The organism is Agromyces sp. NPDC060279, assembly GCF_042726785.1.
GTDB lineage: Bacteria > Actinomycetota > Actinomycetes > Actinomycetales > Microbacteriaceae > Agromyces.
This window is the reverse complement of the sequence record NZ_JBHXBK010000001.1, coordinates 903,119-918,813: the sequence shown is the minus strand read 5'-3', so window position 1 is coordinate 918,813 and position 15,695 is coordinate 903,119. Positions and strand designations below refer to the sequence as shown.

Genomic DNA, 15,695 nt, shown 5'->3' with positions numbered 1-15,695 from the left:
CCGAGCCGGCGGCGCGTCGATGCTGAGCCGGCGGCGGGATGGCGGCAGGAGTGACGCTGCCGTGGCGGCAGGAGTGATCACGTGATGATGGCACCGGGCCGGAACGGCCGGATCGTCCGTCGGGCGATCACGCTCGCGCTCGCCGTCGGCCTGAGCTTGGCGATGGCGATCTCCGGGTATTGGGCGACGCCGGCCGAGGCGCGTCCGGAGACCTCGTACGCGACGCTGCACGCGCTCGTTCCGCTCGTATTCGCCGCCTGCGCCGGCGTGGCGTGGGCGATCAGCGAGAGCCGCTGGCCCGCCCGCTTGATGGTCGCGTTCGTCGTGCTCTGGATCCCGCAGTCGATCTACGCCGTCATCGGCGACCTCGGGTGGATCTGGCCGATCGTCCGCGGACTCGACCTGAGCTGGGCGGTCGTGACCGGGATCATCGTGCTCATCTACCCCCGCGGCATCCTGCGCGAGCGCTTCGACCGCTGGGTGGTGGGCATCGCCGCGGTCGCGTCCCTGGTGAACTTCGTCGCCGTGCTGCTGCTGGCCGAACCGGGCGACGGGGTGTGCGCCTGCGGCGCGTCGAACCCGTACCGCGTGGCCGCGGTTCCGGAGCTCTTCGCCGCGATCGACGTCGGATACCGGATCATCGGCGTGGGCCTCGCGCTCGCCATCGCGGTGCGGCTGCTCTTCCGCTGGATGCGAGGCAGCGTGCCGGCCCGCACCGTCGCCTTCCTGATGCCGCTCGCGCTCCTCGCCTGGGCGACGACGCTCACCGCGCAGGCGGTCAGCTACGCGGCGGAGGCGCGCGGCGACCAGATGCTCGCGACAATCTCGCTGATCGCGATCGCCTCGATTCCCGTGAGCTTCGTCGCGGGCGTGGCGCACGCCAGGAACATGCGAGCACGGGTCGCCGACCTCATGCGGATCACCCGGGAAGGCGCCGACCGGGGGCTCTGGGCCGAGTCGCTCGCGCGGACGCTCCGGGACGCCTCGGTGCGGGTGTACTGGTGGGACGAAGAGCGCGGGGTGTACGCCGACGCCTCCGGCACGCCGATCCCCGACGGCGACGCCGATCCCCGGGGGAGCCAGAGCGTGCTCCCCGTCGCCTCGCCGCTCGGCGTGCCGATCGCGCTCATCCGCCACGACCGGGTGCTGACGGACAACATGCGGCTCCTCGACGGCGTGTCGAGCGCGCTCCGGCTCTCGGTGGACAACGGTCGCCTCCGCTCCGAGATCGAGCGCACGCTCGCGCAGGTCCGCGAGTCCCGGCAGCGCATCGTCGAGGCCGGCGACGAAGCCAGGCGGCGCATCGAACGCGACCTGCACGATGGGGCTCAGCAGCAGCTCGTGTCGCTCGCCATGCGGCTGCGGCGGACGTCGGATCAGGCCCGGGATCGGGGCGTCCCGGCGATCGCCGACGAAGTGGACGCGGAGATCCTGCTCCTGAACGCCGCGCTGAAAGAGCTTCGCGAACTGGCCCAGGGCATCCATCCGAGTCTCCTCGCCCAGGGCGGACTGCCGCTGGCGCTGCCCGAGCTCGCCGGTCGGTGCTCGGTGCCGAGCGAAGTGCGGGTCGAGGTCCCCGGCCGCCTGCCGGAGCTCGTCGAGGCGACCGCCTACTTCGTCGTGGCGGAGGCGCTCGCGAACATCGACAAGCACGCCGGGGCCACGCGCGCGTGGATCGACGCGGTGTCGGACGGCAGCGAACTCCGCCTCAGCGTCCGAGACAACGGTGCGGGAGGCGCCCGGCTCGACGCCGGAACCGGCATCGTCGGGGTCGTCGACCGCGTCGAGGCGGTCGGCGGGGTCCTCGACCTCGTCAGCGAGCCGGGGCATGGGACGACGGTCGTCGTGCGGCTGCCGCTCGTCGGCGGCGCGGCCGGGCCACAGCCGTAGCTGTAGCCGCAGCCGAGCTGACACGAGCGCGTTCTGACACGAGCGCGTTAGTCAGGGGCGAACGGATCGAGCACATCGGCCGGGGTCTTCGACGGCATCGCGCGGGGGCGCTGCCGGGGATCGACCCGGGGTGGAGGGATCAGCCAGTAGTCGCTTCCCTCGCGGCGCACTTCCCACCCCTCGTTGTGGTACCGCAAGTGGTCTCGGCGGCACAACAGGATGCCGTCGGCCAGATCGGTGCGGCCGTCGTCACGACCCCAGTGCGCGATGTGGTGGGCCTCGGTCCATGACGGCGGACGATCGCACTCGGGGTCGCGGCAGCCGCCGTCCCGCACCGCCATCGCCGCCTTCTGCGCGTCGCTGAACAGGCGCTCGTCGCGCCCGAGATCGAGCACCGCCCCGCCGTCGAAGCGAACCGGGAGGTAGCCCTCGCAGAGCCCGGCGGCGATCGTCGCGAGCGGCACGCGATCGCTGTGCCCCTCGAGGGCGCCGCTGCCTCGGCCGCGCTCGAGCGATGCCGCGTTCACGATCAGATGCACTGCGGGTCGGCGCTCGCCGAGGACGCGACGCGGATTCACCGATGCGCCGGCGCGCAGCAATTGCGCGAGCCCCTCGGCGGCGTTGCGCTCACGGTGCATCCGCGCTTCGGCGTACGCGCGCTCGCCGTGGACGGGATGACCGAAGGACCGCCGGACGCTCCGATCGAGACGGCGGGGATGGCTGAGCCGGTCGAAGAGCGCCTTGACCTCAGCCCCGGCGACCGGCTCGAGCTCGAACTCCCCGCGGAACATGCCCGACTCGGTCTGCCACATGCGCCAGAACTGCGCCCGCCGCTGTGCCTCTGCGCGACGTTCGACGCCGGCGGGGTCGAGTCGCTCGCGCAGGGAGCGCGCCGCCCGTCTCGCCTGCTCCGGAGTGCGACTGCGGCAGACGGCGATGAGTTCGGGGAGCGCGCGGGCGATGCGGACGGAGAGCGGTTCGGCGCCCGGCTCGCCGTCGGCGGGGGAGCGGTCGTCGAGCTCGTCGATCGGGCCGATGCCCGAGCGCAGGGCGTCGGCGACGGTGACGGTGAGCTCGCCGCGTGCGATGGCCTGGCCGATGCCGCATGCCAGGGCGCCTCGAGGGGCGGGGTGCCCGGAGCGCCCGCACCGCTGCCGTTCGGGGCCGCCTCGGCGGCGATGCGCCCGACTTCGATCAGCGACTCCGCCTCGCGCCGGGTCGCCCCGGTGACGTGCTGCACGAGGGCCGTCGTCGTCGCGTGGCCGTCGCGGCGGGCGAGCCCCTGCGCGCCGAACACGGTTCGCGAGCGGCGTGCCGCCTCGGCAGCGGCGAGGGCTTGGAGCCGCTCGACCTCGTGACGGAGCTCGCTCAGCGCGCGAAGGGCCTCGAGGAGCTCGCGGTCGGAGCGATCGGCCGGGTGCCAGGCCCGGGCCGCCGCGCGCACGGCGTCGCCGAGTTCGGCGAAGGGCGGGGACGCGGCGGACATGGGTCCATGCTGCGTCGAGGTGGAGCGGTCGCGGGCCGGGGCGATGCGGACGGTGGAGGGAGGAGGCTGGGGGCCGGGGTGTGGAGGACGACTGCTCAGACCCGCCAGCGGCAGGCGGCGAGGTCGACGCGGTAGCCGTCCTCCGAGTCGACGGCGATGAGCGGCGTGCCCTCACGCTCGTAGTGCGCGCGGGCCTCCGCGGCGTGCCCGCTCGGCGGATGCCCGCCGGCGCGGATGACCCGCCACCACGGCACGGTGCCGCCCGAGAGCGCCATGACCCGCCCGACGGCGCGAGCCCCGCGGGTGCCGAGGATCGCGGCCACGTCGCCGTAGGTGGCCACGCGGCCGGCGGGGATATCGGCGACGACGGCGAGCACGGCGTCCGCGAAGCTGCCGAACGGCTCGCCGGAACCGGGACTCGCCGAGTCAGCGCCCACCGTCAGAGCTCGAGCGCCCCGATGACGTCGCCGTAGGCGGTCTCGCCGATGTCGGTGAAGCCGACCCGGTGGAAGAACGCCTCGGGGCCTTCGTCGCCGGGCTCCCAGAGCACGGTGATGCGGTCGAAGCCGCGCTGCTTGGCCTCTTCGGCGAGGGCGGTCGCGAGGAAGCGGCCGACGCCCTGGCCCTGCACCTCGGCGTCGACGTTGATGCGCCAGATGCAGGCCCGGAACTCCTCGTGCGGGTTCTCGGGGTCGAAGTTGCCGTGGATGAACCCGACGACCCGGTCGTCGAGCAGCGCGACCCGCTGCCAGGCGGTCTCGGGGTTCACGACGGAGGCCTCGGCGGAGTAGGTGACGGGGGCGATGAACTGCTCCTGCCCGGGCTTCAGCGACAGCGTGTTCGCCGCGACGATGTTCGAGGCGGACAGTTCTTCAAGTCTCAGCGCACCCATGCGAACAGGCTAACCGCTCGCGGCCCGCGCCGGTATCCGCCTCCGGTCGCATCCGCCGCACCCCCGGTGGTACCGCGGAACGACGGGGGTGGATGTCTCGATGTCGAGATATTCGCGCGACACGGTAAACTGTCCGGCGGCGCGAACTCGCGCCCCGCCGGTTCTCGAGCCCGCACGACGGGCCCGCTTCCCCGCCCGCATTCAAGGAGACATCCCTTTGTCGAAGATCAAGGTTGAAGGCACCGTCGTCGAACTCGACGGCGACGAGATGACGCGCATCATCTGGCAGGCCATCAAAGACCAGCTCATCCACCCCTACCTCGACGTGAACCTCGAGTACTACGACCTCTCGATCCAGAAGCGCGACGAGACCGACGACCAGATCACGATCGACGCCGCGAACGCCATCAAGAAGCACGGCGTCGGCGTGAAGTGCGCCACCATCACCCCCGACGAGGCCCGCGTCGAGGAGTTCGGCCTGAAGAAGATGTGGCGCTCGCCGAACGGCACGATCCGCAACATCCTCGGCGGCGTGATCTTCCGCGAGCCGATCATCATCTCGAACATCCCGCGCCTCGTGCCGGGCTGGAACAAGCCGATCATCGTCGGCCGCCACGCCTTCGGCGACCAGTACCGCGCGACGGACTTCAAGTTCGAGGGCGAGGGTACCCTCACGATGACCTTCACCCCGAAGGACGGCTCCGAGCCGCAGTCGTTCGAGGTCTTCCAGGCCCCGGGCGCCGGCGTCGCGATGGGCATGTACAACCTCGACGACTCGATCCGGGACTTCGCGCGCGCCTCGCTGAACTACGGCCTCTCGCGCAACTACCCGGTCTACCTCTCGACGAAGAACACGATCCTGAAGGCCTACGACGGCCGCTTCAAGGACCTGTTCCAGGAGGTCTTCGACACCGAGTTCAAGGACGCGTTCGACGCGGCCGGCCTCACCTACGAGCACCGCCTCATCGACGACATGGTCGCCTCCTCGCTGAAGTGGGAGGGCGGGTACGTCTGGGCGTGCAAGAACTACGACGGCGACGTGCAGTCCGACACGGTCGCGCAGGGCTTCGGCTCGCTCGGCCTCATGACGAGCGTGCTCACCACGCCCGACGGCAAGATCGTCGAGGCCGAGGCGGCGCACGGCACGGTCACGCGCCACTACCGTCAGCACCAGCAGGGCAAGCCGACCTCGACGAACCCGATCGCCTCGATCTACGCCTGGACGCGCGGCCTCGCGCACCGCGGCAAGCTCGACGGCAACCAGGAGCTCATCGACTTCTCGAACACCCTCGAGGACGTCGTCGTGAAGACGGTCGAGTCGGGCGCCATGACGAAGGACCTCGCGCTCCTCGTCGGCCCGGAGCAGGAGTACCTGACGACCGAGGGCTTCCTCGACGCGATCGACGCGAACCTGAAGGCGCGCCTCGCGGCCTGATGACGCGGGCCGCGATGCGGCCGACGGCGAAGGGCGGATGCTTCGGCATCCGCCCTTCGTCGTGCCGGCCGTGCGACGCCGCGGGGGATGCCCCGCGCCGGGCGGATGCCGGGCGCGAACGCCGCCCGCGTCGTAGGCTGGGCCCGTGACCGGCGCGGGGGAGCCGGCGGGAGGAGCGGGCTCGTGGCACGGATCCTGCGCATCGCCAGGCGGTACTGGGCGGTCACTCTGACGGTGATCGTGGGGCTCACGGGGCTCGTGCTGTGGGCGGCGGGCGGTGGAGCCGCAGTGCCGTGGCTGTTCAGCGTCTACGCGCTCGCGATCGCGGCCTGGCAGGGCGTGGGCATGGTGCGCGATCTGCTCCGCGGCCACTGGGGCCTCGACGTCCTCGCGATCACGGCGATCGTCGCGACGGTGCTGGTCGGCGAGTACATCGCCGCCGTGGTGGTCGTGCTGATGCTGACCGGCGGCGAGGCGCTGGAGGACTACGCGAATCGCCGGGCGAAGCGCGAGCTGGACGCCCTGCTCACCCGGGCTCCGCAGCAGGCGCACGTGCGCCGTGACGGCGAGATCGTCGACGTGCCGGCCGACGCGGTGCGGCCGGGCGAGGTGCTGCTCATCCGGCCCTCGGAGCTCGTACCGGTCGACGCGGTGCTGCTCTCGCCGGAGACGACGATGGACGAGTCGCAGATCACCGGCGAGAGCGTGCCGGCCGAGAAGCGCTCGGGCGACGCAGTGCTGAGCGGCTCGGTGAACGGCAGCGCCGCCGTCGAGGTGCGGGCGACCGCGACCGCGGCCGACAGCCAGTATCAGCAGATCGTCGCGCTCGTCGCCGAGGCCTCCGAGTCGAAGGCGCCGGTCGTGCGCCTCGCCGACCGCTACGCGGTGCCGTTCACGGTCTTCTCGCTCGCGCTCGGCGGCATCGCCTGGTGGGCCTCGGGCGACCCGGTGCGCTTCGCCGAGGTGCTCGTGCTCGCGACGCCCTGCCCGCTGCTCATCGCGGCGCCGGTCGCGTTCCTCGGCGGCATGAGCCGCGCCGCGAAGAACGGGCTCATCGTGAAGTCCGGCGGGGTGCTCGAGCTGCTGGCGAGGGTGCGCACCGCGGTCTTCGACAAGACGGGCACGCTGACGAGCGGCGAACCGGAGCTCGCGGAGATCCGCCCGGAGCCCGGCTTCGACGAGCGCGAGCTGCTGCGGCTCGTCGCGAGCGCCGAGCAGTACTCCTCGCATGTGCTGGCCGCCGCGATGCTCCGGGCGGCGGCCGCGCGCGGTCTCGTGCTCGCCGAGGCGGATCGCGCGGGCGAGACGGCCACGAACGGCGTCGTCGCGACGATCGAGGGGCGCGAGGTCGTGGTCGGCAAGTTCCGCTTCGTCGCCGAGCACGCGCCGGACGCCCGGCGCACCGAGATCGCCGCCGGTCAGCTCGCCGTCTACGTCGCGGTCGGCGGCCGCTACGCCGGCGCGGTGCTCGCCGCCGACCACGTGCGGGAGGATGCCGCGGCGACCCTCACCGAGCTGCGCCGCCTCGGCGTCGAGGAGACCATGATGCTGACGGGCGACGCGGAGGCGACCGCCCGGCACATCGCCGAGGAGCTCGGCATCACCCGCGTGCATGCCGAGTGCCTGCCCGGCGACAAGGTGCGCGATGTGCAGGCGGTCGAGCGTCGCCCGGTGATGATGGTCGGCGACGGCGTGAACGACGCCCCGGTGCTCGCCGCGGCCGACGTCGGCGTGGCGATGGGGGCGAAGGGCACCACGGCGGCGAGCGAATCGGCGAACGTGGTGGTGCTCGTCGACGAGATCTCCCGGGTGGCGCGGGCCGTGCGGATCGGGCAGGATACGGTGCGGATCGCGCTGCAGAGCATCTGGCTCGGCATCCTGGTGAGCGTCGGGCTGATGCTCGTCGCGGCGTTCGGGGTCATCCCGGCGACGCTCGGCGCGGTGCTGCAGGAGGTCGTGGATCTCGTCGCGATCCTCGCCGCGCTGCGGGCGATCGGCGGCCAGCTGGATCGGCGAGAGGCGGTGCCGAGCGGGCCGCGCACGGCGGCGGCGACACCCGAGCCCGAGCGCCGCTGAGGCGCATCACAACTCGGTAACGAGCACCCCGCATCCGGAATTCCTCTTGCGCGAAGTTTGTTCGTAAGCTTTACTAACTTTCGTGACTGCTACGGAAGCACCTCGCGGAACGGCGCAGGCGGAGCTCGCGGGCCCCGCCACCGCCGCCGGCCCCGGCGCGCTCGCCGGTCTCTCGAGCCGGAGCCGCGCCCTTCGCCCCTCGGGCAAGGTGCTCCCCGAGCACGCGCGCAGCCACAACCGCGCGCTCGTGCTGCAGACCCTCTACACGACCGGCGCGCAGAGCCGGGCCGATCTCGCCCGCGGCACCGGGCTCACCCGGGTCACGGTCTCCGATCTCGTGGCCGAGCTGATGGGCGAGGGCCTCGTGGTCGAGCTCGGGCAGCGGGAGGACGCCCGCCCCGGCAAGCCCGCGACGCTCCTCGACGTCGCCCGGGGCGCGTTCCGCATCGTCGGCATCGACGTCTCCGGCCACCGCGTCGTCCGCGGCGCCGTGCTCGACCTCTCCGGCACGATCCTCGAGCGCGCAGAGTCGCCGCTCGGCGGCGCGACGGGGGAGCGGGCCTTCGAACTCGTCGCCGAACTCGCCGCCCGTCTCGTCGGGCTCGCGACCGCACCCGTGCTCGGCGTCGGCATCGGCACCCCCGGTGTCGTCGACCCCCGCGGCACGGTGCGCTCGGCCCCGAACCTCGGCTGGGCCGACCTGCCCCTCCAGGCGCGGCTCTCCGCCCGCCTCGGCCTGCCGGTGCACGCCACCAACGACGCCAACGCCGCCGTGCTCGCCGAGCACGGTGCGGCCGAGGCCGACGACCTCATGCTCGTGAAGATCGGCCACGGTGTCGGTGCCGGGCTCATCGTCGGCGGACGCCTCGTCACCGGATCGGGCTTCGCCTCCGGTGAGATCGGGCACGTGGTCGTCGGCACCGACGGCGGCCCGCGCTGCGTCTGCGGGCGCGACGGCTGCCTCGAGGCCTGGCTGTCCGTGCCCCGCCTCACCGAGCAGCTCGACGCCCTCGGCGCCGAGGCGGACGAGTCGGCCCGGGCCGACGTCCTCGCCGAGGCCGGCCGCCGGCTCGGCATCGTCCTCGCGCCCGTCGTCGGCGCCCTCGATTTGCCGGAGATCGTGCTCAGCGGTCCGGCTCACCTGCTCGACGGTCCGCTCATCGAGGCGGCCCTCGAAACGCTCCGGAAGCGGACGATGGCGGAACAGACCCGCGATCTGAGGCTCCGGATGACCGCGCACGGGCAGGACATCGTCCTGCACGGCACGGCCGTCATGGTCCTGTCCGGAGAACTCGGGGTCTCGTAGACGAGCCCTCGCCCTGAGAGAACAGCGTCCTGCTGCTCCTTCACCCCCAGAAAGGAAACAACGCAATGCGGAAACTCGGCATCGTGGCCCTCGGCGCCGCTGCTGCGCTCACCCTCGCCGGCTGTGCCTCGGGCGACACCGGCGGCGGTTCCGACGAGAACGCCACCATCCGCGTGTGGCTCGTCGGCACCGACACGCCCGACACGGCTCGCGACTACCTGGTGAAGACCTTCGAAGAGGAGCACCCCGGTTCGAAGCTCGTCATCGAGGAGCAGGCCTGGGACGGCCTCGTCGACCGGCTCACCACGAGCCTCTCCGGCTCGGACAGCCCCGACGTGGTCGAGGTCGGCAACACGCAGGCCTCCGCGTTCACCTCGGCGGGCGCGTTCCTCGACCTCACCGACCAGTACGAGGAGCTCGGCGGCGACGACCTGCTGCCCGGCTTCGTCGAGGCGGGCACCTACGACGGCAAGTTCTACGCCGCCCCGCTGTACTCGGGCTCGCGCCTCGTCTTCTACAAGAAGGACGCCATGGAGGCGGCCGGCCAGACCGTGCCGACCACGCTCGACGAGTACGTCGCCACCGGCGCGGCCCTCGCGAAGGCGAACCCCGGCAAGTCGGGCATCTGGTGGCCCGGTCAGGACTGGCGCAACGCGCTCCCCTTCATCTGGGAGAACGGCGGCGAGGTCGCCGTGCCGGACGGCGACAAGTGGGACGCCCAGCTGAGCTCGCCCGAGTCGATCAAGGGCCTCGAAGAGGTCCAGCAGGCCATGGCCACCGCCTCGGTCGCGCCGAAGGACGCGAACGAGACCAGCCCCGAGGTCGGCTTCTGCGACGGCACCACGCTGCAGCTCTCGGCCCCGAGCTGGGTCAAGTTCTCGATCCTCGCTCCGGTCGACGCCGAGGCGCCCGGCTGCCCCGACCAGGAGGCCAACCTCGGCGTCTACGCCCTCCCGGGCAAGGACGGCGGCGCGGCGCAGGTCTTCGCCGGCGGCTCGAACATCGGCGTCTCGGCCAAGTCGGCTCACCCCGAGCTCGCGGTCGACGCGCTGAAGATCATCCTCTCGGACGAGTTCCAGACGATCTACGCCGAGGGCGGCCTGGTTCCGGCCAAGCTCTCCCTGGCCGACAAGCTCGGCACCGACGAGGTCGCGCAGGCGATCGCCGCCGCGGCCGGCAACGCGAAGCTCACGCCGGCCTCGCCGCGCTGGGCCGACGTCGAGGCCGCCCGCATCCTCGAGGACCTCTTCGTGAACATCGCCCAGGGCGGCGACGTGAAGACCCTCGCCGAGGAGGCGGACAAGCAGATCGAGGACATCCTCAACAGCTAGTCGGCTCCCCACCGACGAAGCGAGTCGGTACCCGCCGACTGCGCGGTGCCGCGGGCTCCATTCCCCCGCGGCACCGCACCCGACCGGGGTCGGCGACGACCACACACGTCGCCGGCCCCGATCCCCGGGGGCGAGACCCGAACCCGCCCCCGGACTTCCCTCGATCTTTCAGGAGTACCAGCATGACCACGGTCGATCAGGACCTCGAGCCGGCCGCCCCGAGCGCCGTCGAGGGCGAACGGCTCATCGCACCGGGCGGGGGCAAGCCGCAGCGTCGCGGCCGTCGCGCCGCCGGCTTCACCCCCTACGCGCTCATCACGCCGGCCATCATCGTGCTGGCGGCGATCGTCGGCTGGCCGCTCGTCCAGCTGATCATCACCTCCTTCCAGGAGTTCGGCCGGGCCCAGGTGTTCGGCGCCCCGCCGAACTGGGTGTGGTTCGACAACTACGTCGACGTCTTCACCGACCCGGTCTTCTACGGCGTCCTCGGCCGCACCCTCCTGTTCGCCGGCGCATGCGTGCTGGTGACGATGGTGCTGAGCACCCTCATCGCGCTCATGCTCGTGCGCCTGCCCAAGGGCTTCCGCATGCTCCTCACCGTGGGCATGCTCCTCGCCTGGGCGATGCCGGCCCTCACCGCCACCATCGTGTGGGGCTGGATGTTCGACACGGCCTACGGCGTCATCAACTACGCCCTCGTGAACTGGTTCGGCCTCGCCGAGTTCAACCAGCACCAGTGGCTCATCGACCCGCTGAGCTTCTTCATGGTCGCGGGCATCATCGTCGTCTGGGGTGCCGTGCCCTTCGCGGCGTTCACCCTGTACGCGGGGCTCACCCAGGTGCCCGGCGAAGTGCTCGAAGCGGCCCAGCTCGACGGCGCCGGCGGCTTCGCCCGGTTCCGGCTGATCATCTTCCCCTACCTGAAGCCGATCTTCATGATCGTGACGATGCTGCAGGTGATCTGGGACCTCAAGGTGTTCACGCAGATCTTCGCGCTGCAGGACATCGGCGGCATCCGCGCCCAGACCAACACGCTCGGCGTGTACATCTACCAGACCTCGATCGCCGGCGGCGACTTCGGCCACGGCGGCGCGATCGCCGTCATCACCGCGGTCCTGCTGATGGCGATCTCCATCTACTACATCCGTCAGGTACTCAAGGAGGAGGAGCTGTGAGCGCCGCCGTCACCCCGACCACCCGCGCGGTCACCGCGCCCGGCTCGCTCGACCGCGCCCGGCGCGGCGGCGGCCGCCGCCGGGTCACGACGTGGCTGCTCTCGGCGCTCTCCGTCGTGCTGTTCGCGCTGTTCGTGTTCCCCGTGTACTGGATGGTGAACACCTCCTTCCAGCCGAACAACGACGTGCGCGGCTCCGACGTGCACTTCTTCCCGGACAACTTCACGCTCCGCAACTACGAGACGGTCATCTTCGATCCGGGCCGCACGCCGTTCCTCCCCGCGGCGGCGAACTCGCTCATCGTCACGCTGCTGACGGTGATCATCGCCCTCGTCTTCGCCTTCCTCGCCTCGGTCGCCGTCACCCGGTTCCGGTTCAAGAGCCGCCGGGCGTTCATCCTGACGATCCTCGTCATCCAGATGATCCCCGGCGAGGCGATGATCGTCTCCGTGTTCCGCGTCATCGACGGCTGGCAGCTGCTGAACACGATCGCGGGCCTCACGATCGTGTACATCGCGACCGTGCTGCCGTTCACCATCTGGACGCTGCGCGGCTTCGTGAACGGCGTGCCCGTCGAGCTCGAGGAGGCCGCGATGATCGACGGCTGTTCGCGAGCCGGCGCCTTCTGGCGGGTCACCTTCCCGCTGCTCGCGCCCGGCCTCGTCGCCACCGGCGTCTTCGGCTTCATCCAGGCGTGGAACGAGTTCATCATGGCGCTCGTGCTGAACGCCCGCCCCGAGATGATGACGCTGCCCGTGTGGCTGCGCACCTTCCTCGTCGCGAACGGCACCACGAACTGGGCCGGCATCATGGCCGGGTCGACGCTGATGGCGATCCCCGTCATCGTCTTCTTCCTCATCGTGCAGGGGCGGATGACGAGCGGACTCGTGAGCGGAGCCGTCAAGGGATGAGCGAGCAGATCCGACCCGACGCGGCCGAGACGCTGCGCCGGGACATCCTGACGACCCTGCTTCCGGGCTTCGACGGTCCCGTGGCGCCCGAGTGGCTGCTGCGCCGGCTCCGCGACGGGCTCGGCGGCGTGTGCCTCTTCGGCATGAACGTCGACGGCCCGGAGCAGCTGGCCGCGCTGAACGCCTCGCTCCGCGCGGCGAACCCCGCCGCCGTCATCGCGATCGACGAGGAGGGCGGCGACGTCACCCGCCTCTTCTACGACCGCGGGGCGCCCTACCCGGGCAACGCGCTGCTCGGCCGGCTCGACGACGTCGCCCTCACCGAGGGGGTCGCCCGGGCGGTCGGCGAGGCGCTCGCCGCGACCGGCTGCACGCTCGCCTTCGCCCCGGACGCCGATGCGAACTCCGATCCGGACAACCCGGTGATCGGCGTGCGCAGCTTCGGCAGCGACCCCGAGCTCGTCGCCAGGCACACCGCGGCGTGGGTGCGCGGCATCCAGTCCACGGGCGTCGCCGCCAGTGCGAAGCACTTCCCGGGGCACGGCGACACCGCGACGGACTCGCACCTCGCGCTGCCCGTCGTCGATGTCGACCTCGAGACGCTGCGCTCGCGCGAGCTCGTGCCGTTCCGGGCGGCCGTGGCCGCCGGCACCGCGACGATCATGACGAGCCACATCCTCCTCCCGCAGCTCGACGCGGAGAACCCGGCCACCCTCTCCCCGCACATCCTGCATCGCCTGCTCCGCGGGGAGCTGGGCTTCGAGGGCGTCATCGTCACCGACGCCCTCGACATGCAGGGGGCGAGCGGCGTGCACGGCATCCCAGAGGCGGCCGTGCGCGCCCTCGTCGCCGGCTGCGACCTGCTGTGCATCGGCTCGGACAACGACGACGCCGAGCTCGAGTCGATCCTCCTCGCGGTCGAGGCCGCGGTCGCCGAAGGCCGGCTCAGCGCTGATCGGGTCGCCGAGGCCGCGTCCCGCGTCCGGGCGCTCGCCGAGCTGCCGCTCGCCGTCGAGGCGGCGGACGGGCGGATGCCCGAACCGGCCGAGCTCGTGCCGGCGTTCGAGGTCTCGGCGGCCGCTGCGGCTGTGCTCGCCGGCGGCGTCGGCACCGTGGTGCGCGTCGAGACCGAGGCGAACATCGCCATCGGCGAGGCGCCGTGGGGCGTGTTCGCCGCGGAGGCCGAGGCGGCGAAGCCGGGCTGGGTCAGCCTCGCCCGACGCGAGCGGCTCGCCGACGGCGAAGCGGAGCCGGACTGGGCGGCGCTCCCCGGGCCTGTGCTCGTCATCGGCAAGGATCTGCACCGGCACGGCTTCGCCCGCCGGGCGATCGATGCGCTGCGGGCCCTGCGGCCCGACGTCGTCGCACTCGACATGGGCTGGCCGTCGGACGACCGGCGCTACGCAGACGTCGCCACCTTCGGGGCCTCGCGCCTCGTCGGCGACGCCGTGATCGGGCTCGTCGAGGAGGCGGGCCGGGCGACGCCCGCGAGCTTCGCGTGAGGCTCGGCATCGACATCGGCGGCACGAAGACCGCCGCCATCGCCCTGGACGAGGCGGACGCGCTCAGCGAGATGCTGCGGATCCCCACCGCGATCGGCGCGGAGGGCGTGCTCGAGACGGCCTTCGCGACGGCGGAGCGGATGCGGGAGCTCGCCGGTGCCCCCGCCGGCGGCTTCAGCTCGATCGGCATCGGCATCCCCGGCGCGGTGGACACGAGCACCGGCCGGGTCGCGCACGCCGTCAACCTCGGCGTGGAGGGGCTCGATCTGGGCCCCCGCCTGAGCGACCGGCTCGGCGTCGAGGTCCGCGTCGAGAACGACGTGAAGGCCGCCGCCCTCGGCGCGCAGCACCTGCTCGCGGCGAGCGGCGAGGCGCCGCGCTCCATGGCCTACGTCAACCTCGGCACGGGACTCGCCGCCGGGATCCTGCAGGACGGCGTGCTGCTGCGCGGCGCGAGCGGCGTCGCCGGCGAAGTCGGGCACGTCCCGGTCGATCCGGGCGGCGTGCTGTGCGCCTGCGGACAGCGCGGATGCCTCGAGACCCTCGCCTCGGGATCCGCCATCGCGAGGATGTGGCCGAGCCGGCATCCGCTGCCCGCGCTCGAGCTCTTCGACGCCGCCGACGCCGGCGACGAGCGCGCGCTGGAGGTGCGCGAGCGCTTCCTCTCGGGCGTCGCGGCGACCGTGCGGACGCTCGTGCTGACCGCGGACGTGGAGCAGCTCGTCATCGGCGGCGGGCTCGCCGCGCTCGGTGGCCGACTCGAGACGGGCGTGCACCGTATCCTGGGGGAGTGGTCCGCCGAATCGGCGTTCCTCGCTTCTCTGGACCTCGCCCGACGGGTGCGGGTCATCCCCCTCGGATTCCCCGCGGCCGCTGTCGGCGCCGCGCTCGTAGGAGAACAGCTATGGCCGAAGTCGTGATCGTCTCCGACCAGGACGCCGCGGGCGCCCTGGTCGCCGATGCCATCGTGCAGCTCATCCGTCGCACGCCCGACGCCGTGCTCGGGCTCGCGACCGGCTCGACCCCGCTCACCACCTACCGGGCCCTCGCTGAGCGCATCGAGGCCGACGGCCTCGACGTGCGCGGGGTGCGCGGCTTCGCGCTCGACGAGTACGTCGGACTGCCCGCCGGCCACCCCGAGAGCTACCGGGCGGTGATCACGCGAGAGGTCGTCGAGCCGCTCGGGCTCACCCCCGAGCTCGTGCGCGTGCCAAACGGCGACCCGGCCGAGGTGCAGCACGCCGGCGCGGACTACGAGGCGGCGATCACAGCCTCCGGCGGGGTGGACCTGCAGATCCTCGGCATCGGCCGCACCGGGCACATCGGCTTCAACGAGCCGGGATCGTCCCTCGCCTCCCTGACCCGGGTGAAGACGCTCACCGAGCCGACCCGGGCCGACAACGCCCGCTTCTTCGACTCGCCCGACGACGTGCCCATGCACTGCATCACCCAGGGCATCGGCACGATCCTCCGCGCGAAGCACCTCGTCCTGCTCGCCTTCGGCGAGGCGAAGGCCGATGCGGTCGCCGCGGCGGTCGAGGGGCCGGTCTCGGCGAGCCAGCCCGGTTCGGCGATCCAGCTGCACCCGCACGCCACCGTCGTGGTCGACGAGGCGGCGGCGTCGAAGCTGCAGCAGACGGCGTACTACCGGCACGCCTGGGCGAACAAGCCGGCCTGGCAGGGCATCTAGC

The 15,695-nt window shown here is 72.3% G+C and carries 13 protein-coding genes; 10 read left to right on the top strand and 3 right to left on the bottom strand.

Annotation, left to right across the window (positions count from 1 at the left end):
- Window positions 1-84 precede the first annotated feature (84 nt).
- Window positions 85-1,890, top strand: coding sequence for a sensor histidine kinase (locus tag ACFWE1_RS04315; RefSeq protein WP_376933060.1), 1,806 nt, complete (start codon window positions 85-87; stop codon window positions 1,888-1,890).
- A 47-nt stretch (window positions 1,891-1,937) separates the two neighbouring features.
- On the opposite strand, the gene ACFWE1_RS04310 is transcribed toward ACFWE1_RS04315, so the two are convergent.
- Genes ACFWE1_RS04310 through ACFWE1_RS04300 form a run of 3 tightly spaced genes read right to left on the bottom strand, consistent with a single transcriptional unit; the run spans window position 1,938 to window position 4,268 of the window.
- The gene (locus ACFWE1_RS04310) at window positions 1,938-3,551 is read right to left on the bottom strand and encodes a DUF222 domain-containing protein (protein WP_376932288.1); all 1,614 of its coding nucleotides are present in this window, start codon (window positions 3,549-3,551) and stop codon (window positions 1,938-1,940) included.
- Window positions 3,472-3,813, bottom strand: a complete 342-nt coding sequence (locus ACFWE1_RS04305) for an MGMT family protein (RefSeq protein WP_376932287.1) — start codon at window positions 3,811-3,813, stop codon at window positions 3,472-3,474. Before ACFWE1_RS04305 ends, ACFWE1_RS04310 begins: the two co-directional genes overlap by 80 nt.
- 2 nt (window positions 3,814-3,815) lie before the next feature.
- Window positions 3,816-4,268: a GNAT family N-acetyltransferase gene (locus ACFWE1_RS04300; RefSeq protein ID WP_376932286.1), complete on the bottom strand. Its 453-nt coding sequence runs from the start codon at window positions 4,266-4,268 to the stop codon at window positions 3,816-3,818.
- 217 nt (window positions 4,269-4,485) lie between these two features.
- Between ACFWE1_RS04300 and ACFWE1_RS04295 the strand changes: the two genes are divergently transcribed.
- The 9 genes from ACFWE1_RS04295 (at window position 4,486) to nagB (ending at window position 15,694) form a co-directional block, all read left to right on the top strand.
- Complete coding sequence (locus ACFWE1_RS04295; RefSeq protein ID WP_189083791.1) at window positions 4,486-5,703, top strand: NADP-dependent isocitrate dehydrogenase; 1,218 nt, start codon at window positions 4,486-4,488, stop codon at window positions 5,701-5,703.
- A 183-nt stretch (window positions 5,704-5,886) separates the two neighbouring features.
- Complete coding sequence (locus ACFWE1_RS04290; RefSeq protein ID WP_376932285.1) at window positions 5,887-7,779, top strand: heavy metal translocating P-type ATPase; 1,893 nt, start codon at window positions 5,887-5,889, stop codon at window positions 7,777-7,779.
- 82 nt (window positions 7,780-7,861) lie between these two features.
- On the top strand, window positions 7,862-9,085 hold the full coding sequence (locus ACFWE1_RS04285) for an ROK family transcriptional regulator (RefSeq protein ID WP_376932284.1): 1,224 nt from the start codon (window positions 7,862-7,864) through the stop codon (window positions 9,083-9,085).
- Between the two features lie 65 nt (window positions 9,086-9,150).
- The gene (locus ACFWE1_RS04280; RefSeq protein ID WP_376932283.1) at window positions 9,151-10,416 is read left to right on the top strand and encodes an extracellular solute-binding protein; all 1,266 of its coding nucleotides are present in this window, start codon (window positions 9,151-9,153) and stop codon (window positions 10,414-10,416) included.
- Window positions 10,417-10,598: 182 nt separating this feature from the next.
- The gene (locus ACFWE1_RS04275; RefSeq protein ID WP_376932282.1) at window positions 10,599-11,591 is read left to right on the top strand and encodes a carbohydrate ABC transporter permease; all 993 of its coding nucleotides are present in this window, start codon (window positions 10,599-10,601) and stop codon (window positions 11,589-11,591) included.
- Window positions 11,588-12,502, top strand: a complete 915-nt coding sequence (locus tag ACFWE1_RS04270) for a carbohydrate ABC transporter permease (RefSeq protein WP_376932281.1) — start codon at window positions 11,588-11,590, stop codon at window positions 12,500-12,502. Before ACFWE1_RS04275 ends, ACFWE1_RS04270 begins: the two co-directional genes overlap by 4 nt.
- Complete coding sequence (locus ACFWE1_RS04265; protein WP_376932280.1) at window positions 12,499-14,004, top strand: glycoside hydrolase family 3 protein; 1,506 nt, start codon at window positions 12,499-12,501, stop codon at window positions 14,002-14,004. Before ACFWE1_RS04270 ends, ACFWE1_RS04265 begins: the two co-directional genes overlap by 4 nt.
- The gene (locus ACFWE1_RS04260; protein ID WP_376932279.1) at window positions 14,001-14,924 is read left to right on the top strand and encodes an ROK family protein; all 924 of its coding nucleotides are present in this window, start codon (window positions 14,001-14,003) and stop codon (window positions 14,922-14,924) included. Before ACFWE1_RS04265 ends, ACFWE1_RS04260 begins: the two co-directional genes overlap by 4 nt.
- Entirely contained in the window at window positions 14,909-15,694 is a 786-nt protein-coding gene (nagB, locus tag ACFWE1_RS04255; protein WP_376932278.1) for a glucosamine-6-phosphate deaminase, read from the top strand. Before ACFWE1_RS04260 ends, nagB begins: the two co-directional genes overlap by 16 nt.
- Window position 15,695: the final 1 nt, after the last annotated feature.